Here is a 20,252-nt window from a genome sequence, read left to right as displayed (position 1 = left end):
CCGACCGTGCCGGCCAGGGCGGTGCCGCCGAGCACGGTGAGAGCCCGTCGTCTGTGCACGGCCCCGTCACCTCGTCCAGTAGCGGATGTTGCGGAAGCGCGCCTCCGCGCGGCCGGAACCGTGGTCGTACACGCCGTTCTTGAAGTAGCGGGTGGCGGGGCCCCGGTCGTCGACCGTCAGGACGAGGGCGTTGTCGAAGTACACCTTGACGGTCCCGGTCCCGCTGGTCGCCTGGTGGGCGATCTTCACGTTGAACCACTTGTCGTACGCGCTCGTCTTGAGCACCGTGCCGTCGTAGCGCCGCACGGTGCCACCGCCCGTGTCGTAGACGTTGAGCATGATGTCGGTGGCGGGGGTGCCCGAGGGGTGGACTCCGCGCAGGATCTGGACGAAGGAGGCGCCGTCGGTGCCGGAGGGGAGGTAGACGTCGGCGTCCCACATGCGGTGGCCCGTGGTGTAGTCGACATTCCAGCGCATCTCGGTGCGTGGGTCGGTGGAACTGCCCTCCTGGAACGGCTCGTCGTCGGCGTACACCCACATGCGGTGGACGCCGCCGCTGTAGCTGTGCCGTTCGCCGAGGTCGAGGTTCCAGGGCTTTTGCCAGCTGTACGTGAACGAGGTCTGCGTCCAGCCGTCGGTCGGATCCGCGGCCGTCGCAGCCGGCGTCGCTCCCGCGGGCGTGGCCGGTGGCAGGGTGAGCGCGGCACCGCCGGCCAGCAGGCCGGCCCCGGCCCGTATGAGTGTTCTCCTGTTCATCGTGGATCCTTTCCGGTGGGGAGTGGAGGTCGACCGCATCGGCCATCGCCGGCAGGCCGACGTCAGGCGTCAGGGAAGCGCGGGCGGGAACGGCGGGGTCGCGGACGACGCCGCTACGTTCATCACCGCGCGGATCTGATGGTCAGCCAGTCCAGGTCGGCCACGCGGCCGTTGCCTTTCGCCACGACATAGAGATCGTGTGATCCGGTGAGCGGCTGCTTGAGGGCCACGGACCGTTCCTGCCAGATGCCGGTGCCGTTCACGGGTACCTCGGCGACCACCCGACCGTCCGGCCTGTCCAGGCGCAGCTGAAGGGAGCAGCCGCGCTCGCAGGCCGGGGCGACGCGCACGGTGAGGTGTTCGCCGGCGACGTTCGTCGTGCGGAACCCCAACCGGTCACCGGCTCCGAGGGAGATCGCTGCGGTGCCGCGCTCCGTTCCGCGAACCTCCGTGGCCTGCTCCGCCTGGAGTGTCGAGGCGGCGTCGGGCCCGGCGCCGTACAGCCGGATGTCGTTGACGACCCAGGGGGCGGACCCGCTCGCGGTGAGCGTGATGCGCAGGTAGCGGGCGGTCGTCTGGCGGGGGAGGGCCGCATCCTGGGTGAAGGAGCGGCCGTGGACCTGGGCGAGCGGTTCGCCCCAGTGCGTGCCGTCACGGCTGACTGAGAGCGCGAAGGCATACGGCTGGCCGCTGGTGTCGCGGCCCGCGTCGAGGGTGAGCCGGGCGAAGGTCTTGCTCTCGCCGAGGTCCACGGTCAGCGACTGGCCGGCCGACTGCGGGGCGCTGCCCGTCCAGCGGGTGTTGATGTCGCCGTCGACGGTGGCGGAGGCGTTGGTGCCGTCACTCGCGGTGGCGGTCCATCCGCCGTGCCGTACCCGCTGCCGGCAGCCGGGCAGACTGCAGCCCGTCGACCAGAGGGGTGCGCCGTACTCGTACGCCCCCTGGTCGGGAGCCGCGCCGAGGACGTCGGTGGTGATGCCGTCGACCGCTTCGCCCGCGTCGATGGCGGGCGAACCCGGGGTGAGCCACAGCTCACCGTTGACGGCGTCGGTGTAGCCGGGCGTTGCGCTGATGAGGTTGGAGCGGACGACCGGCAGCGGGTTGCCGGTCTGCGTCGCGATGACCGGCTTGGGTCCGATGATGTTGCTGAAGTAGGAGCCGGACGCGTCGGTGGCGCCGCCGAGAGCGGTGGAGGCGACGTTGATGCCCACGCCGTAGCTGGAGTTGTGGTCCTCGTTGGCGATGCTGGGGCCGGTGTGGCCGTTGAAGTAGACGCCCCGACTGCCGGTGTTCCAGGCGACGTTGTGGTGCAGGCGGAAGTGGCCCGAGTAGTTGTCGACGTAGTAGCCGTTCTGGCCGTCGGCGTCGTGGGCGGTGTTGTGGTCGATGGAGGTGCCGGAGCCGTTGAGGCTGCAGCAGACGTAGAAGGGGGAGCCGTCGCGTGAGGTGCGCATCGCCTCGGAGATGTCGTTGTAGGCGATGCGGTTGTCATGGAACTCGGTGCCGTTGAGCTGCCAGGCCGTGTCGATGGCCGCCCGCCCGGTGCGCCGGACCGTGTTGTGGGTGACGGTGTGGCCGTTGCCGTTGATCTCGATGCCGGGGGTGTAGCTGCCCATCCAGCCGACGTCGTGGATGTAGTTGCCGGTGATGGTGTTGCCGGTGCCGCGGACCAGGACGCCGTCACCGGCCGACTGCTCGATCTCGCTGTTCTTGAGGGTGTTGCCGGTGCCGAGGATCTGCATGCCCGAGTCGAGGATGCGGGAGGCGACGATGTTGCCCTCGAACGGCTCGACCGCGAGATCGCTGTCCGGTGGCATGGGCAGCGTGGAGAACTCGGAGATGTACGTGGCGTGAAGTCTGTCGACCACAACTCCCGTACTGGACTTGCCCGTTCGCAGGGTGGTTCCCCACAGGTCCAGGCCCCGCACGGTGACGTACGAGCTGCCGCTGAGGTCGACGCCCCACAACCGGTGCTTGGCCGTCACCGTGTGTCCGGCGATGCCGCCCTTCGGGGGGACCATGTACAGCCGGTGCGCGGCCTTGTCGTAGTACCACTCGCCGGGCTGGTCGAGGGCGGCCTTCGAACCGACGAGGTAGTAGTTGCGGTAGGTCTGGTTGCCCATGCACAGGGGAGGGCAGCGGTAGTTGCCGCCCTTGAAGTCCAGCGCGCTGGGCGTGGTCGCTGTGACCTTGCCGGTCTGCTGGGCCCACGGATTGGAGCCCGCCCACAGATGCACCGTCGCACCTGTCCAGTCCGCGTCGGGCAGGTCGCTGTCGTCGATGTGCTGGTCGGTGGAGGTGGTGTCGGCCTCGGCCCAGGTGGCGTTCAGCGGATCGGCGCCGGAGTTGGGCCAACGGCCTTCCGCCGCACGGTTGTTGTCCAGGAACACCGCGTTGAAGTCCGGGTCGGGCGGCAGGTCGGTGTCGGCGGCGATCAGTCCGTCGCCGGCGTCCTTCCAGCCGGTGACGCGCTCGGTGCCGTCGACGGTCACCGGCCCGTCACCGTAGGCGGCGATCGTGATGGGCGCGCCATTGGTGCCGGAGGGCGGGGTGAGCTGTTCGCGGTAGGTGCCGTGGTGGATCAGGCAGGTGTCGCCGGGGCGGACGCGTTCGAGGCAGGCGGCGATGGTGCGCAGCGGGCTCGCTGGCGTGCCGTGTGCTTGGTCGCTGCCCTGGGGGGTCACGTGGTACGTGTGGCCGGCGGGTGCCGCCTGCGCCTGGACCGGAAAGGTCAGCAGCGCGGTCACGGCGCCCAGTACGGACAGGTGTCTGAGTCTCATGTCCCGTCTCCAGTCGTCGGATGTGCGGTGGTCGGGGGTTCTCGCCAGGCCGTCTCGGCTCCGTCCCCGCCGGGAGCACCGAGTACGGCACATCGCAACCAGTGCTCGCCGGGCGGGAGTTGGCCGACGAGCACCGGCAGGGCGGTGCGTCGCGCCAGGACGTTCGTACCGGGCAGGCAGTCGATGACCTCGCCCTCGCGCCTGCCGTGGAGATCGCGCAGGGCGGTGAGTCCCGCGGGGGCCGACACCTTCGCGTACGCGGGTCCGGTCGCACGGTCGGTGCCCGCGTCCCGGTCGACGGCGAAGCCGCCCTCGGCGGTGTGCAGTGCGCGGGCGCTCCGGATGCGGTGCGTGCGCGTGTGCCAGGGCGGGGCGCCTGTCAACCAGGTGGTGATCTCCACGTCGGGCCAGGGGTGCCAGGTGCTGAGGACCGTGTCGCCGGTGACGTAGTGCGCGGCCGGTTCCTCGCGGACCCGGTAGTGCGCCCCGCCGTCGTCGCTCAGCGCCAGCATGGAGTCGTGGGCGCCCTGTTCGAGGCCGAGGGTGCCGCCGGGCAGGCTGAAGCCGAAGCGGGTCGAGTAGGCGAACTTGGCGTATTTCTCGGCTCCGTGGCGCACCCATGGGTGGTGCTGGCGTCCGGCGAGCAGGGTGACGTCGCCGGACGCGCGCATGAGTATCGCCCCGGCGTGCGGCTGGGCGCTGACGGCGGGCAGTGCAGGAGCCGGTTCTTCCTTCGCGGTCCAGAAGGCGTGCTGCGCCGGCAGTGCGAGCGGCAGGTACGCCTTGAGGGACCAGTAGGGGGAGCCGGGTGCGTTGTACTGCTCGGACAGCGCGGGCTGCGGATAGCCGTACCCGATGGACAGCAGCCTGTCGGGCCCGGTCACCGGCCGCCCCTGCCACCAGCGCAGATGCCGCAGCAGATACCCCTTGACCTCGCCCCACGGCAGTACGTCGACGCCCGCGAACGGCAGCGCGCCCCAGAAGGCGGCCTGCGCCCAGCGGTAGGTGAGGCTGCGGCCGTACGGGACGGCGGCCCCGTCGTCGGCGAACCAGTGCCGGAAGTCGCCGGCGAACCGGGCCGCCCGTTCCTTGAAGCGGTCGCCTCCCGTGAGCGTGTCGTGGAGCAGTCCGTAGAAGTGCATGGCCCACGGGACGTAGTAGTCGCGTCGTTCGGTGGGCCCGTCCGCGTACCAGCCGTCGCCGAGCCAGAACGTCTCCAGACGGTCGAGGCGAGAGGTGATCAGGGAGCGGTCATAGGGCACGCCGACCCGGTCGAGGCCGAGGCCGACCAGCACCGGGAAGAAGAGCCAGTTGTTGTCGGAGGTCTCCCGCGGCAGCGCACTGAGAAGCCAGCGTGCGAGACGGTCGCGTTCGGGGCCGCTCAGCGGATCCCACCACTGCTCGGGGGCGAGGGCCAGCGCGAAGCCGATGGCAGCCATCTCGACGATGCGCTGGTCACGGTCGACCGGCTCGCCCCAGTACTCGGGGTGCGCGGGATCGCTGCCGTGGGTGAGCCCTTCGACCCACAACCCGGCCTGGGGGACGGCCTGTCCGCCTGCCGCGAGGGGCGCGAGCCCCCACAAGGGCCGGGCGAACGCCTCCAGTTCGGCCGCCGTGTCGTCGTGGATCGCGGTGTTCACGCCGAGCCGCACACGCGCCCGGCCCACGCTGAAGCGGGACGCGAGGGGCTCGACCAACGTCCGTACATCGAGGGCGAGTTCGGCACGCGCGTCGTCCATCGGAGCTTCCCTTTCCATCAGCCCTTCTCCGCTCCGGCCAGCAGCCCGGTGCGCAGGAAGCGCTGGGCGAGGACGAATCCGATCAGCAGCGGCGCGCAGGCCACGAGCCCTGCAAGGGCCGCCTCCGGCTGGTGGATGTCCAAGTCGGCGAAACCGCTGGAGTTGTTGACGGCGCCGGTGGACTGCAGCAGGGACATCAGGCCGAGCTGGAGGGTGAAGGTGCGGTCGTCCGAGAGCATCACGAAGGGCAGGAAGAAGTCGGTCCAGCAGCGGACGAAGCCGAAGAAGGCGATCAGTGCGACGGCGGGGCGGGCCAGCGGCAGGGCGACCGACCAGAACAGCCGCAGTTCGCTCGCCCCGTCGACGCGTCCGGCGTCGAGCAGGCTGTCGGGCAGGTTCGCCTGGAAGTGCAGGAAGGCCAGGTAGACGCCGAAGGGGTAGAAGGACAGCGGCAGGATCACCGACCAGACCGTGCCGGTGAGGTTGATCGCGGACATCTCCAGGTAGAGCGGCAGCACCAGCGCGGCCGGGGGCAGGATCATCGTCACGATCGACAGGGTGAGCAGTGTCCGGCGGCCGGCGAAGTCGTGTTTGGCGAGCGCGTAGCCCGCGGGCACGCACAGCAGCAGGGCGAGGGCCACGCTGGCCGCCGCGTAGACAATCGAGTTGCCGATCCACAGGGTGATCTCACCGTCGTTGTACGACGTCAGGTGCGTCCAGGCGTCGCCCACGTTGCCCAGCGAACCGAAGCCGAGGGGTGAACCGGTGGTCAGGTCGTCGGCGGTACGGGTGGGGGCCAACAGCAGCCACAGCAGGGGCAGTCCGAAGAAGACGGCCGCGCCGAGCAGGAACAGGGCGCGGGCGCCACGCGACAGAGCGGTCATCGCCTCATTCACCGGGAATCGGGGGAGTGGGTGGCGTACATGCGCGTACGGGTGATCACGATCCACGCGGCCAGCACTCCGACGGCCAGCATGGCCAGCGACAGCGCGGCGGCCTTGCCGAAGTCGCCGTCCTGGGTGGCGTAGACGTAGGCGAGCTGGTTGACGGACCAGGTGGGGCTGATCTGGCCGGGGGCGCTGGTGGACAGCACGGTGGGCTCGACGAACACCTGACTGCCGGAGGCGAAACTGGAGATCAGCACGAAGGCGACGTACGTACGCACCATCGGCAGCTTGACGTGCCACATGGTCCGCCATGCGGAGGCACCGTCGACCTGCGCGGCCTCCAGGACGTCCCTCGGGAGGGCGTTGAGCGCCCCGTACAGGACCACGATCCAGCCGCCCGCGTGCACCGCGACGCCCATCACCGTGAGGACGGCGATGAGGTTGCCGGCGGACAGCGCGTCCGTGGCGCTCTCGATGTCCAGCAGCCTGAGCAGCGGGGAGAACGGGCTGCTGTCCGGACTGACCATGAACAGCCACAGCAGTGCCGCGGCCGAGCCCGTGACCGCGCCGGGCAGGTAGTAGACGAGCTGGAGCACGCTCGTCGTGCGGCCGGGGCGGGCGTGCAGGGTGAAGGCGAGGGACAGCACCGTCAGCAGCAGGATCGGCAGCCACAGCAGCAGATACGTCGTCACATGGGCGGTCGCGTCGCCGAGCCGGTAGTCGTGGAGGACGGCCGCCCAGTCGCGTCCGCCGGAGAAGGAGCCGTTGTCGACGAAGGAGGTCCACAGGGCGTATCCGGCGGGCGCGAGCCCGAAGAGCACGAGGAACACCGTGTAGGGGCCGACGAGGATCCAGACGGCGGCGGTACGGGCGGGACGGCGTCGGCGACGGGGTGGCAACGGCGCCGCCGTGCTGAGCACGGGCGGGCGGGATGTCGTGAGCGTCTTCATCCGAGCGTGTACCCGCTGGTCTTGGCCGCCGCCTCCAGCTTGTCCTGCCAACTGCCAAGCGAACTACGGAGGTTGCCGCCCGAGTCGACCGCCTTGGTGAACGTGTCGTTGAAGCTGCTCTGCCAGTCGGCCTCGAAACGGACCGCGCCGAAGCCGGGCCGCAGCGCGTTCGCCGCCGCGGTGAGGGCGGGCATCGGGTCCGAGGCGTAGTACGGGTCCTTCGACTTGGCCTCGCCCCACTTCTGCGCGGCTGCCGTGAAGGCGGGGTAAGTGGGCTGCTTCGCCTGGAGGTTCACGTCGGTGGTCATCCAGCGCACCAGGTCCGCGGCCTGCTTCGTACGGCCGCCGGCGTGCGAGGAGACGAGGAAGGCGCCACCGCCGACCTGTCCGGCGTACGGCTTGCTCTCGCCGGGCCAGGTCGGCATGGGGGCGGCGGCGATCCGGCCCTCCGGCACCTTGAACGCGGGCGCGAACATGAAGTCGCCGAACCAGGCCGGGGCCGGCAGCATCAGGATCTTGTCGCCCTTGCCGAACTTCGCGAAGCCCGGGTCGATGGGCACGACGGTGGTGACGGCCTTCTTGCGGGCGAGCGGCTGGAGCAGTTCGGCGACCCGGGTGCACTCCGGCCGGCCGAGGTCGATGTGGACCTCGGTCAGGCTGAGGGTGTCGCGGGTGGGGCAGCCGCTGCTGCCGAAGTAGATACCGGCGCCGTACTTGCCGTTGACGGCTCCGACGATCGTGCCGGGATGTTCGGCGGCCGCCTTCAGACCGGTCCGCTGGTACTCGGCCCAGGTCCTGGGGAGCTGGTAGCCGTAGCGCTTCATCAGTTTCGCGTCGTACCACAGGACGGTGGGGGCGATGTCGTTGCGCAGGCAGTACGTCTTGCCGCCGAAGGTGCAGGTGTCGAGGGAGCCCGGGGCGAAGCCGTCGCGGACGGTCTCGGGGACCAGGCCGTCGAGCGGGGCCGCGTATCCGAACTTCTCGCTCGCGAGCGTCGCCGCCTCGGCCGGATTGGCCAGGAAGACGACGTCGGGCCAGCCCCTCTTGGTGCGGTTGGCGAGCGAGACCTTGGTGGGCACGTAGCCGGCGTCGGGCGGGATGGTGACGATGCGCATCTTCACGTCGGGGTGGGCCTTCTCGTACTGCTGGGCCGCGGGCATGCGGGTGTTGTCCACCCAGACCAGTAACTCGCCCTTCCCGGCGCCCGAATCGGCGCCGCCACCGCTGCCGGTACCTCCGCAGCCGGACAGCACCAGAGCCACGGCTGCGGCCAGGGGTGCCACACGCCATCTCTTCATGAAGACCACCAATTCGCCGAGGAGCCGTCCTCCGGAAACAAGAATTGCGATACCTTTCGCAAAACTCGATCGCCCGGCAACGTAGGAGATTCATCCGATGACGTCAACGGTTCGGACGGGATCCAGCGACGGAAGGAGACGCACGCTGGCTCAAATCGCCGATCGTGCAGGCGTATCGGTGTCCACGGTCTCCAAGGTGCTCCACGACAGATCCGATGTATCGGCGGAGACGCGGGCCAAGGTCCAGCGGCTCCTGGAGCAGCACGGCTACTTGGCGAAACACCACCCGGCAGCCACCGCGGCCCCACCCGGAGGGCTGATCGACTTCGTCATCAACGAGCTGGACAGCCCGTGGGCGGTCGAACTGATCCGGGGCGCGGAAGACGTCCTGCACGACGCGGGCATGGGTTTGGTGGTCTCCTCCACCCACGGCCGGACCCGGCGCGCCCGTCAGTGGCTGGACTCGCTCGCCACCCGGTCCACCCGCGGGGCGATCCTCGTGGTGCCCGAACTGACCCCCGGGCAGCACGAGGAACTGAGCCGGCTCGGCATCCCCTACGCGCTGGTCATGCCGATCGACGAACCCGCCCCGGGCACCCCGTGGGTGGGCGCCACCAACTGGCCCGGCGGACTGGCGGCGACCCGGCACCTCATCGACCTCGGCCACGAACGCATCGCGATCATCAGCGGTCCGGAACGCCGGCTCACCTCCCGGGCACGGGTCGACGGTTACCGCTCGGCCCTGGCAGAGGCAGGGCTGCCCTTCGACCCCGAGCTCGTGCGCTACGGCGACTTCACCCACGGACTCGCACACCAACACGCCCTGGAACTCCTGGCGTTGCCCGACCGCCCCACGGCGATCTTCGCCGGCAGCGACCACCAGGCGCTGGGCACCTACCGGGCCGCCGCCGAACTGGGTCTGCGCATTCCGGCCGACGTCAGCGTGGTCGGCTTCGACGACCTGCCCTTCGCGGACTGGGTCACCCCACGCCTGACGACGATCCGCACCCCCCTCGCTGACATGACCGCCCTCGCGGCCCGGATGGTGCTGCGGCTGCTGTCCGGGGAGCAGCCGGAGACGACGCGGGTGGAGGTGGCGACGGAACTGGTGGTGAGGGAGAGCAGCGGACGCCGGAGCCGGTGACGCAGGCGGCCGCGGTCTCGCGCATGCCTGCACCAGCTCTGACCGACCGGTTCATTGGGTCCTCCGGGTTCCGTGCCACTCGATTGAACGCGATTAATGCGTTTCAATTGAGTGGGCAGTATGGGTTCGCACGCTCCGCGTCGGCTGTCAAGACCGGTCGTTGTGACTGCCCAGGTCAAACCTTGGGAGTCCGAGCACTTGCAGACGAGATCCGGCTGCCCCGATCGTCTGGCCTTCGCACGGGAGCTACGGGCCATGCGACGGGGCTGTGCTGCGTGACCTGCTCTTATCTGTGGTCAGCTCTGTCGACCCGGACGCTTTTGGGGGCCGGTGATTGTAGCGCTTCAACACAGGTCATGTATTCTGCGGCTGCCCGCGACAATGTGGTCACTGCGAGTGCCCTGTGTCCTGGGCTGGATGAGACCGGAGGTCGAGGAGCGCTGTGGCAACCGCCCGTCCGCGAGTACAGGGGCACGCAGGTCCGAGCATGCAGGACGTCGCCGACGCCGCGGGCGTTTCGGTCGGCACCGTCTCCAACGTCCTGAACCATCCGGCGAAGGTGAGCCCCGCGACCGCACAGCGCGTTCGCGAAGCCATCGGCCGACTGGGTTTCGTGCGCAACGACGCGGCCCGGTCGTTGGTGTCGGGCTCGACCAACAGCGTCGGCATGGTTCTCGCCGACATCGAGAACTCCCTCTTCATCGACATGGCGCACGGTGCTCAGGACGCAGCCCGGGCGATCGGCCAGAACCTGCTGCTGGCGAACACGGCGTGTGACATGACGCTTCAGGACGACTACCTGGATCTCTTCGACGAGTCCCGGGTGACCGGCGTGCTACTGGCTCCCATGGAGGACTCCTCGGCCGGGATAGCACGCATCCGTTCGCACGGGCGCCAGGTCGTGCTTCTCAACTACGCGCCGAAACCGGGCACATGCTGCTCGGTCCTCGTCAACAACGAGCATGTCGGCTATCTGGCGGCCCGCCACCTCATCGACACAGGGCGCACGCGACTGGCCTATGTGGTCGCACACGACGACTACCAGCCCGTGCGCGACAGGCGAAGAGGGGTGCGCGCCGCGGTCGAGGAGGCGGGACCCGATGTCACCCTGGAGGAGATCGACAGTGTCGGCCTGACCGCTGCGCATGGGCATCGGGTCGGGCAGGATCTCGCGCGGCGAGCACCCGGCGAGCTGCCGGACGGTTTGATCGTCGTCACCGATGACCTGGCCAACGCCATCATCCACGAGCTGCACATCGTGGCAGGGGTGGGTGTGCCCGATCAGATCGCGATCGTGGGCTGCGAGAACAACCGCGGGGCCGGCACCGCGGCGGTGCCGCTGACCGCGGTGGACATGCCGGGCCGGACGATGGGCCAGGAGGCGATCCGCCTGCTGATGGACGAGGTGTCCGCGGGCAAACAGCACCGTCATGCCACCGTCGTACTGGAGCCGGAGTTGGTCGTCCGCGCCAGCGCCCCGCTCTGACGGTCTTGGTGCGCCGCCCGAACTGATCACTCGCGTCGGCCGACCGTCGTTGCCCTCTGCATCCGGCGACCCGCTGTGAGTCCTCCGGATCGGCCGGCCTCCGTGACCTCCTGCGTCAGCCGACCCGCGCGAGCCTTCCGCGTCCGCCGGTCGCCATGGCCTCCTGCGTCAGCCGACCCGCGCGAGCCTTCCGCGTCCGCCGGTCGCCGTGACCTCCTGCGTCAGCCGACCCGCGCGAGCCTTCCGGATCGGCCGGCCTCCGTGACCTCCCGTGCGAGCGGACCCGCGCGAGCCGACCCGCGCCAGCCTTCCGCGTCCGCCGGTCGCCGAGACCTCCCGCACCAGCCGACCCGCTGCGAACCTTCCGGATCCGCCGGTCACCGGTGCCATCCGTGTCGACACGCCCTGCTGACCAGCTGTTTCTCGCCCTGAGTCAGGAGTGTCCCCATCGGGGCGTCCGTTCCGCAACGCTCGGACGCGATACGGAAACATCCAGGACAGCTTCTTGACACACGCCGAGACGGGTCATAGGTTCCCGGCAACCCTCTATTGAAGCGTTTCAACTCGTGTGTCGAGGAGTACCTGTGCCCAAGACCCTCAGAACCCGACGTGTCGCCCTCACGGCGGCAGCTGCCACGACGAGCCTGATGCTGGGTGCCTGCGGCGGCGGAAGCGGCTCGGGCGGGGACGTCAAGGCGTTCACCCTCACCATCAACGATGACAACCACATCGTGCAGCAGGAGCTCACGGCGCTGGGCAAGGGTTCGTGCGCCTCGCAGAACAAGGCTCTGCCGCTGAAGATCCAGACGTTGCCGATCGGCAACGTCGATCAGAAAGTCCAGCTTCTCGCCGGCCAGAACGCCCTGCCCGTGCAGTTCGCGGCGGGGGGCACCCCGCAGCTCACCAAGACCCTGGACAAGGCGGGCCAGGTCCTCGACCTGGAGAAGACACTCAAGGAACTCGGCGTCTGGGACGATCTCCAGCCGGCAGCCGTCAAGACCGTCGAGAACCTGTACGGCAAGTTCAACGTCATGCCCTACCAGTTCAACATCGAGGGCATCTGGTACAACAAGAAGCTCTTCGCCGACCACCACATCGCAATCCCGACGACCTACGACCAACTGGTCGCGGCAGCAGCCAAGTTGAAGGGCGTCGATGTCACCCCGTTCGCCGCGGACGGCAAGGACGGCTGGCCCCTCACCCGCCTGGTCAGCGGCTACCTCTACCGGGATCTCGGCCCGGACGCCCTGCAGGCGGTGGCGGACGGCAAGGCCAAGCTGACCGACCCCGCCTATGTGAAGGCCGCGCAGGCCGTCGCGGATCTGGGCAAGGCCGGCTACTTCGGCAAGGGCGTCGGATCGATCGACTACGACACCGCGACGCAGCAGTTCCTCACCGGTAAGGCCGCGATGTTCTACATGGGCAGTTGGGCGCTCGGCGACTTCAACGACCCGGCCAAGAACAAGATCGGCGCGGACAACGTCGGCTTCATGCCGTTCCCGACCGTCGCGGGCGGCAAGGGCAGCGCGGACCAGATCCCGGCCAACGTCGGCCTCCCGGTCGCCGTCTCCGCGAAGTCCTACAACGCCGAGGTCGGCGACTGGCTCTCCTGCATCACCAAGAACTACGGCGCCGCCTCGCTGAAGGACCAGGGCACGGTCTCCGGGTTCAAGCCCAATGGCGACACCGGCTCACTGCCCCCGCTCACGCAGACGGTGCAGGACACCATCACGAACACCAAGACCAGCACCCTGTGGTTCGAGGCGCTCTTCAACACGAAGGCCACGGAGACCAGCCAGACGAACGCGGCACCGCTCGTCACCGGTTCCCTCTCGGCCAAGGACTTCATGCAGAAGGTCCAGGCCGACCTCGACAACGGCTGACCCCTCCCGCCCCACCGTGATCCGCACCGACCCCTTCGTGAGAGAGCCGTCATGCGTTCAGTTCTGGGAGACCGCCGTGCCATCGCCGTCCTGCTCGGCCCGGCATTGCTGGTGTACACCCTGGTGATGCTGGTACCGATGGGCTGGTCCCTCGGCTACACCTTCTTCAAGGGCAACGTCATCGAGGGCTTCACCTTCGGAGGGTTCGGCAACTTCGAGAAGCTCTGGCACGACCCGCAGGCGCACTCGGCGCTGTGGTTCACCTTCAAGTACGCGATCGCCGTCAGCGCCGGGCAGGTCCTCTGCGGGTACCTGCTCGCACTGCTCTACGTCTTCGTCCTGCGCAGGTCGTCCGCGGTCGTCCGGACGCTGGTGTTCTTCCCGGTGATCCTTCCGACGGTCGCCGTGGCCCTGATGTTCCAGAAGCTCTTCGCCGTCGCGCCGCAGAACGGCCTGGCCAACGTCGCCATCGAGGGGCTGGGCATCCACCACGGCGACTGGTTCGCCGGCGCGGGCGGCTCCTTCATCGTCCTGGTCGTCATGGACGTGTGGCGCTCCATGGGCTTCTACGGCGTCCTCATCTTCGCCGGCCTCCTCGACATCCCCGACGAGACACTCGAATCGGCACGGCTGGACGGCGCCACCGGCTGGCGGCTGGTCCGGCACATCGTCCTGCCGCTGTCCGCGCCCGTGCTGCTGTCGTCGGTCGTGTTCAGCATCAACGGCACCCTCAAGGTGTTCGACTCGGTGCTCGCCCTGACGAACGGCGGGCCGGGCAGCGACACGACGCCCCTGACCCTCTACATGTTCCGCACGGCGTTCTCCTACGGCGACTACGGATACGGCAGCACCATCGCGTCGCTGCTCACCGTCGTCTGCCTCGGCGTCACGCTCATCATCTTCCGCTTCTCGCGCCGCGACCTGACCAAGGGCTGAACTCCCATGACCGACACCATGACGGCCCCGCCGCGAGAGCGCCGGCCCAGCCCACGGCCGACGACCGCCCGAAAGCCCGGGTCCGCACGGCGCGTGGCACGCAACCTGCTCGTCGCCCTGCTCATGGTCGTCGAGGTGGCGCCGCTGCTGTGGCTGCTGCTCAGCTCCTTCAAGACCCAGTCCGAGTTCGTCAACGACCCCGCCTGGTCGCTTCCGGCGAAGTGGGACCTCCACAACTACGCCGACGCCTGGACGAGCGGGCATGTCGGCCTCTACATCCGCAACAGCCTCCTGGCCACCGCGCCCTCGCTCGCCCTCATCATCATTCTCGGAACCGCCGCAGGTTTCGCCCTGGAGGTCATGATCTGGCGCGGCCGCCACCAGGTCCTCCTCGTCTTCCTGCTGGGCATCATGGTGCCGAGCCAGATGATCCTGCTGCCCCTGTTCCGCGTGTACTTCCAGAGCGGACTCTCCGGCACGATGTGGCCGCTGATCATCACCTACACCGCGGTCGGGCTCCCGCTCACCGTGTTCATGATGGCCACCTACTTCCGGGCGGTCCCGCGCGAGATCTTCGAGGCCGCCACCCTCGACGGGGCCGGCATGCTCACCGCCTTCTGGCGCATCGGATTCCCCGTCGTCCGCAACGCCGTCTTCACGGTCGCGCTGGTTCAGTTCTTCTTCATCTGGAACGACCTGCTCGTCTCACTGACCTTCACCACCGACGACGACCTGCGCACCATCCAGGTCGGGCTGCTCAACTTCACCGGTCAGTACGGCGAGACCGCCTACGGACCGCTGTTCGCCGCGATCAGCATCAACGTCGTCGGCGCTCTGGTGCTCTATCTGCTCATCAACCAGCGCATCATCAAGGGTCTGACCGCCGGGGCGGTGAAGGGATGAGCCGCGAGCGGATACCGACGGTGGCCGCACCCACCGCGGAACACCACCGGCAGCCCTTCGGCATCGGCGAGTCATCGCCCCGGATCTCCTGGAAGACCGCAGCACCTCCCGGCTGGACGCAGCAGGCGTACCAGATCGAGGTCACACGCGCCGAAGGGACGTACCGCACGGACTGGGTGGCATCCCAGGACTCCGTACTCGTGCCCTGGCCACTGCCACCGCTGACATCCCGCGAGCGCTGCGAGATCCGCACGCGGGTCCGCGGAGCCGACCGGGCGACCAGCCGCTGGAGCCCGCCGCTCCGGATCGAGACAGGCCTGCTGGCACCGACGGACTGGACGGCCCGTGGGATCTCGCCGCAGGAGCCGCACGCATCGGAGGGGCAGCCCGGCGAGCGCCGACCGCCGCTGCTGCGCAAGGAGTTCGCCGTCGGCACGGATGTGGAGCGCGCACGGCTGTACGTCACCGCTCACGGCCTGTACGAGATCGAGGTCAACGGCCGACGGGTGGGCGATCACGCACTCGCGCCGGGCTGGACCAGCTACCACCACCGGCTGCGCTACCAGACCCACGACGTCACGGACCTCCTGCGTGCCGGTGCCAACGCCATCGGCGCGTGGCTGGCCGACGGCTGGTACCGAGGGCGGCTCGGCTTCGGAGGCGGCCACGCCGACCTGTACGGCGACCGGGTGGCTCTCATCGCCCAGCTGGAGATCGTCCACCGGGACGGGACGGTCACCGTAGTCGGCACCGACGCCTCCTGGCGTGCCGGTCAGGGACCGATCCTGTCCTCGGGGCTCCTGGACGGCGAGACCTACGACGCGAGGGACGAACCGCCCGGCTGGTCGACTCCCGGATTCGACGACAGCGGCTGGTCGCCGGTGGACATCGTCGCCCGGGATCCGGCGACCCTCGTAGCCCCCACCGGCCCGCCGGTGCGCTGCACCCAGGAGACCGCCCCGGTGTCGGTGACTGCCCTCGACGGCGACCGTCTCCTGGTGGACTTCGGGCAGAACCTCGTCGGCAGAATCCGCATCACCGTCGACGGCCCGGCCGGGCACACCGTCGTCATCCGCCACGCCGAGGTGCTCCAGGACGGCGAACTGTGCGTCCGCCCCCTGCGCGGTGCCGTTTCCACCGACCGGTACGTCCTACGGGGCGCGGGCCCCGAGACCTGGGAGCCGCGCTTCACCATCCACGGGTTCCGGTACGCCGAGATCACCGGCTGGCGCGGCGGCGACCCGTACCGCGATGTGGTCGCCAGGGTCCATCACACCGACATGACGAGAACCGGCTGGTTCGAGTGCTCCGACGAACAGGTGAACCGGCTCCACGAGAACGTCGTGTGGAGCCTGCGCGGCAACTTCGTCGACATTCCCACCGACTGCCCGCAACGCGATGAGCGGCTCGGCTGGACCGGCGACATCCAGGTCTTCGCACCCACCGCCGCGTTCCTGTACGACTGCCACGGCATGCTCGCGTCCTGGCTGCGTGACGTCGCGGTGGAGCAGCACGACGACGGGACCGTCCCCTGGTACGTCCCCGCGATCCCGGGAGGCGAGCAGTGGACCCCGGCCAGACCGGGCGCCGGCTGGGGCGACGTCGTCGCACTCACGCCGTGGGACCTCTACCGGGCCTCCGGCGACACCGCTCTGCTCGGCGCCCAGTACGACAGCGCACGGCGGTGGGTCGACCTCGTCACCGAGCTCGCCGACGAGTCGGGCCTGTGGAACCGCGGTTACCAACTCGGCGACTGGCTCGACCCGTTCGCACCTCCCGAGGACCCCGGAGCCGGCCGCACAGACCGGCACCTCATCGCCACGGCGTACTACGCGTGGTCCCTGCGCCACGTGGCATGGACCGCCGACGTCCTGGGGCGTGCGGACGAGCGGCGCCACTACGAGGAACTCGCGCGGCGGGTCCGGCAGGCGTTCGTCGACGCGTACGTGCTGCCCGACGGGGTGATGACGAGCGACACCCAGACGGCGTACGCCGTCGCCCTCCAATTCGACCTGTTGCCCGACTCCGCGGCCCGGGACGAGGCGGGACGTCGACTGGCCGAACTGGTCGAGGCAGGCGGGCACACCATCCAGACCGGTTTCATCGGCACTCCACTGGTGGCACCCGCGCTGAGCGCCACGGACCACGACGACACGGCGTACGCCCTGCTCCTCCAGCAGGAGTGCCCGTCGTGGCTGTATGCACTCAAGCACGACGCCACCACCGTGTGGGAGCGCTGGGACAGCATGCTGCCCGACGGCACCGTGAACCCGGGCGAGATGACGTCGTTCAACCACTACGCCCTCGGCGCCGTCGCGCAGTGGCTGCACACCACGGTTGCCGGGCTCCACGCGAGTGCGCCCGGTTACCGCGACATCCTCTTCCGCCCACGACCGGGCGGCGGCCTCACCTGGGCGAGCGCCGTCCACGAGTCGCCGTACGGTCGCGTGGCGATCCGGTGGGAGCTGCGGGGACCGGAGCTCGCCGTGGAAACGACCGTGCCCACCGGGGCGACAGGCCGGATCGAGTGGCCGGACGGAGGCGTCACCGAGCTGCCGACGGGGACCACCACCACCGCGCGACCGACCGCCGGCCCGGCCGGTGGGTGATCGCCGTCCGGGCACGCTCCGGATCCGCCGTCCCAAAGGCCTGTCAGGCCGACCCGAACACGGACCGCATGTCCGAGCCACCAACAACAGCGACACAAAGGAGTCTCGCGTGACAGACCAGCACACCGAAGAGCACCGCCCAGGTATACGCAGACGGCGCGGGCGTCCCGTCCTCACCACGATCGTGGTCACCCTCCTGACCGTTCTCGGCCTGGTCAGCGCCACTCCCGCACAGGCGCTCAGCGGTGACCTCCGCATGCACGACCCGAGCGTCATCAAGGTCGGCAGCTGCTACTACGGCTTCTCCACCGGCTTCGAGAACGACTCCCTCAACCCCAGCGGATCCATCACCATCCGCAAGACCTGCGGCGGCACCGCGGCATCCGGCTGGACCAAGGTGGGCAACGTCTGGGATTCGGCCCCGTCCTGGATCACCGCCAAGCTCGGCTCGACCCCGCCGAACACCTGGGCCCCCGACATCAAGTACTTCAACGGCATCTACCACCTGTACTACGCCGGTTCGCTCTGGGGCTCGAACTATGCGGTGATGGGCCTGGCGACCGCCACGAACATCGAGGGCCCCTGGACCGACCAGGGCATGGTCACGGACGTCAACTACCCGATCGACCCCAACGTCGACTGGGGCCCCGACGGCCGGCTCTACATCTCCTGGGGCTCCTGGACCGGCAGCGGCACCTACATGCACGTCCTGGACCAGACCACAGGCAAGCTGTCCACCACCGACAACAACCTCTGGCACATCGCCGTCGGCATCGAGAACCCCACGATCATCCTCAACGGCGGCTACTACTACCTCTTCGGGTCAAAGGGCCTGTGCTGCAGCGGGACCAACAGCACCTACTACACCGTGGTCGGCCGCTCCACCAGCATCACCGGCCCCTACCTCGACCAGAACGGCACGGACATGGCCTCCGGCGGCGGGACCACCGTCCTTACGGGCGCCTACCCCAAGGTGGCCGCCGGCGGCGCCGACGCCTACGACGACGGCACGTCCAAGTTCCTCGCCTACCACTACTACGACGGCGACAACTCCGGTCAGGAGACCCTCGACATCCGCCAGGTGACCTTCGCGGGCGGCTGGCCCGTCATCGCCGGCCCACTCGGCGCCGCGAACAACCACCTGCTGAACCGCAACAGCGCCAAATGCGCCGACGTGTGGTCCCTGAGCACGGCGGACGGGGCGGCGGTCAACTCCGGCAACTGCAACTCCGGCGCCAACCAGCGGTGGGTGCCCACCGCCGTCGGCTCCACCTACGAGCTCGTCAACGTCAACAGCGGAAAGTGCCTGCAGATCTCCGGTGCCTCCACCGCCGACGCAGCTGTGGCCGTCCAGGCGACGTGCACCGGCGCCTCGCACCAAAGGTGGACGAGGACGGCGGTAATCGGCGGCTACGTCACGTTCACCAACGTCAACAGCGGCAAGTGCCTGGAGGTCGCCGGGGCGTCGACTGCCAACGGCGCCGCCCTGGATCAGTCGTCCTGCACCGGTGGCGTCAACCAGCAGTGGATGGTCGTCTGAGGCGCTCCGGAGCGCGTCGGTGGGGAACGGCCTGCTTGTGCCATGACTGATCAGGCCATGACGGCAGCTTCGCCCCGGGCCGTTGTGCCGGCCGGCCGGTCACTTTCGTGCCCGGGGCGAAACTGCCGTGTGCCTCACCGCGTGGCGGTGTCGGCCGCGGTCCCGGTCAGGAGCGCCGCGTGCGGCGGGTGGCGTAGAGGGCGGCGGCACCGAGGGCGATCACCGCGGCTGCACCGCCGGCTATCGGGCCGACCGGTGCGCTGGACCCGGTCTCGGCCAGCGGCGGGGTGCTGTCGCTGGGCGAGGGCGCCGGGGTGGTGGGAGGCACCGACTCCATGGGCGGGACGTCGGGGGTGGTGGGCGGAGTGGTGGAGCCGGCGGGCGGAGTCGTGGGGGTGGCCGGGGGAGTGGTCTGCTCGGCGGGCGGCTGGCTCGCGGGCGGGCTGTCCGGGGTGGACGGTGAGGGCGGAGGAGTGGGGGAGCTCGGCTGCTCGGGGATGCACGGCTTGTCGCCGCCGTTCCACGCCGCGATCAGGTGGTAGGGCGTGACGACGTTGTCGGGCTGGTAGGGCGCGGGCCCGTGGCCGTCCTGGGACTTGCCGTCGTAGATGACGTCGTCGCCGTACAGGTCGATCTGCCCGTAGCAGTCGGGCGTCTTCACCGTGAGCTTCTGCCAGGTCTGCTTGGTGTCGTCGGCACCGGGAAGGTCCGAGGCACCGAGATAGACCGTGGCGTGGTCGGCGAGTGTCTGCAGACCCGAGGTGTACCAGTTGGGGCCTTCGGTGGTGTATTCGGCCAGTGAGACCGGGTACTTGCAGCCTTCGCCGACGGTCTGTCCCGGAGCCAGGCGCACCTCTACGGTGCCGGGCGCGGCGGCCCACTGGTGGAAGCCGCCCTGTGAGGTCCAGTCGGCACCGACCGGCTTTCCGGCGGCGTCGACGAGGCGGTACTGGACGGTGGCCGTCTGACAGCCACCCGCGGGGGTGGCGCTCGCGGCAGCGGCCCCGAACAGGGGAGTGGCTGCGGCGATGAAGGCGGTTGCGGCGATGGTGGCCGACGTTCTGGAACGTGAAAGGCGCGTCAAGATATGCCCTAGCGGATTCGAGAGTGTGGGAGGTGGCAGGACGCGAGCAGCCGCTGTGGGCGTGGCATCAAATGCAGGCCGTGGGAAAGCCACTCGCGTCACTTCGCTCACTTGAGTCACAGTGAGTGAGCCGCATTCTTGTCTCTCTTCACAACTCCCGTCAATATTTCACGAGTTCATCACGGTGGTGGCCTATCTGGCTTGTGTGTTCTGCCCCGGTATTCACCGGCCCGCGCCATTCGCTTCGCGAGGTCGGT

The 20,252-nt window shown here is 69.3% G+C and carries 14 protein-coding genes; 7 read left to right on the top strand and 7 right to left on the bottom strand.

The genetic code is table 11. The annotated features are described in order from the left end of the window. Positions 1–66: 66 nt before the first annotated feature. The 6 genes from ACZ48Z_RS13250 to ACZ48Z_RS13225 all read right to left on the bottom strand — a co-directional run bounded on the left by ACZ48Z_RS13250 (position 67) and on the right by ACZ48Z_RS13225 (position 8,410). Positions 67–756 carry a polysaccharide lyase family 7 protein gene (locus ACZ48Z_RS13250; protein ID WP_468735927.1) on the bottom strand — a complete coding sequence of 230 codons (690 nt, stop codon included), beginning with the start codon at positions 754–756 and terminating at the stop codon, positions 67–69. A gap of 122 nt (positions 757–878) precedes the next feature. Then, positions 879–3,536 (bottom strand): discoidin domain-containing protein, encoded by a 2,658-nt coding sequence (locus ACZ48Z_RS13245; protein WP_468735926.1) that lies wholly within the window; start codon positions 3,534–3,536, stop codon positions 879–881. Beyond that, positions 3,533–5,275: a DUF2264 domain-containing protein gene (locus ACZ48Z_RS13240; protein ID WP_468735925.1), complete on the bottom strand. Its 1,743-nt coding sequence runs from the start codon at positions 5,273–5,275 to the stop codon at positions 3,533–3,535. Before ACZ48Z_RS13240 ends, ACZ48Z_RS13245 begins: the two co-directional genes overlap by 4 nt. Positions 5,276–5,292: 17 nt before the next feature. Then, the gene (locus ACZ48Z_RS13235; protein WP_468735924.1) at positions 5,293–6,159 is read right to left on the bottom strand and encodes a carbohydrate ABC transporter permease; all 867 of its coding nucleotides are present in this window, start codon (positions 6,157–6,159) and stop codon (positions 5,293–5,295) included. Positions 6,160–6,167: 8 nt separating this feature from the next. Then, the gene (locus tag ACZ48Z_RS13230; RefSeq protein WP_468735923.1) at positions 6,168–7,112 is read right to left on the bottom strand and encodes a carbohydrate ABC transporter permease; all 945 of its coding nucleotides are present in this window, start codon (positions 7,110–7,112) and stop codon (positions 6,168–6,170) included. Then, complete coding sequence (locus ACZ48Z_RS13225; protein ID WP_468735922.1) at positions 7,109–8,410, bottom strand: ABC transporter substrate-binding protein; 1,302 nt, start codon at positions 8,408–8,410, stop codon at positions 7,109–7,111. The genes ACZ48Z_RS13230 and ACZ48Z_RS13225 overlap by 4 nt, the downstream gene beginning before the upstream one ends. A gap of 97 nt (positions 8,411–8,507) precedes the next feature. On the opposite strand from ACZ48Z_RS13225, the gene ACZ48Z_RS13220 reads away from it, so the two are divergent. From ACZ48Z_RS13220 to ACZ48Z_RS13190, 7 genes are all read left to right on the top strand, one after another. Continuing rightward, positions 8,508–9,554, top strand: coding sequence for a LacI family DNA-binding transcriptional regulator (locus ACZ48Z_RS13220; RefSeq protein WP_468735921.1), 1,047 nt, complete (start codon positions 8,508–8,510; stop codon positions 9,552–9,554). Between the two features lie 487 nt (positions 9,555–10,041). After that, entirely contained in the window at positions 10,042–11,040 is a 999-nt protein-coding gene (locus ACZ48Z_RS13215) for a LacI family DNA-binding transcriptional regulator (protein WP_468735920.1), read from the top strand. A 584-nt stretch (positions 11,041–11,624) separates the two neighbouring features. Beyond that, positions 11,625–12,923, top strand: a complete 1,299-nt coding sequence (locus tag ACZ48Z_RS13210; protein ID WP_468735919.1) for an extracellular solute-binding protein — start codon at positions 11,625–11,627, stop codon at positions 12,921–12,923. A gap of 51 nt (positions 12,924–12,974) precedes the next feature. Next, positions 12,975–13,859, top strand: a complete 885-nt coding sequence (locus ACZ48Z_RS13205; protein WP_468735918.1) for a carbohydrate ABC transporter permease — start codon at positions 12,975–12,977, stop codon at positions 13,857–13,859. A gap of 93 nt (positions 13,860–13,952) precedes the next feature. Beyond that, positions 13,953–14,762, top strand: coding sequence for a carbohydrate ABC transporter permease (locus ACZ48Z_RS13200; protein WP_468735917.1), 810 nt, complete (start codon positions 13,953–13,955; stop codon positions 14,760–14,762). After that, positions 14,759–17,371 (top strand): family 78 glycoside hydrolase catalytic domain, encoded by a 2,613-nt coding sequence (locus ACZ48Z_RS13195; RefSeq protein WP_468735916.1) that lies wholly within the window; start codon positions 14,759–14,761, stop codon positions 17,369–17,371. The genes ACZ48Z_RS13200 and ACZ48Z_RS13195 overlap by 4 nt, the downstream gene beginning before the upstream one ends. Positions 17,372–17,480: 109 nt before the next feature. Beyond that, the gene (locus tag ACZ48Z_RS13190) at positions 17,481–18,911 is read left to right on the top strand and encodes a family 43 glycosylhydrolase (RefSeq protein ID WP_468735915.1); all 1,431 of its coding nucleotides are present in this window, start codon (positions 17,481–17,483) and stop codon (positions 18,909–18,911) included. A gap of 166 nt (positions 18,912–19,077) precedes the next feature. Here ACZ48Z_RS13190 and ACZ48Z_RS13185 read toward each other — a convergent pair whose 3' ends face one another. After that, positions 19,078–19,995 carry a hypothetical protein gene (locus ACZ48Z_RS13185; protein ID WP_468735914.1) on the bottom strand — a complete coding sequence of 306 codons (918 nt, stop codon included), beginning with the start codon at positions 19,993–19,995 and terminating at the stop codon, positions 19,078–19,080. Between the last annotated feature and the right edge of the window lie 257 nt (positions 19,996–20,252).

This window comes from Streptomyces sp. NPDC031225 (genome assembly GCF_055570355.1).
This window is presented reverse-complemented; position numbering and strand designations above follow the sequence as displayed.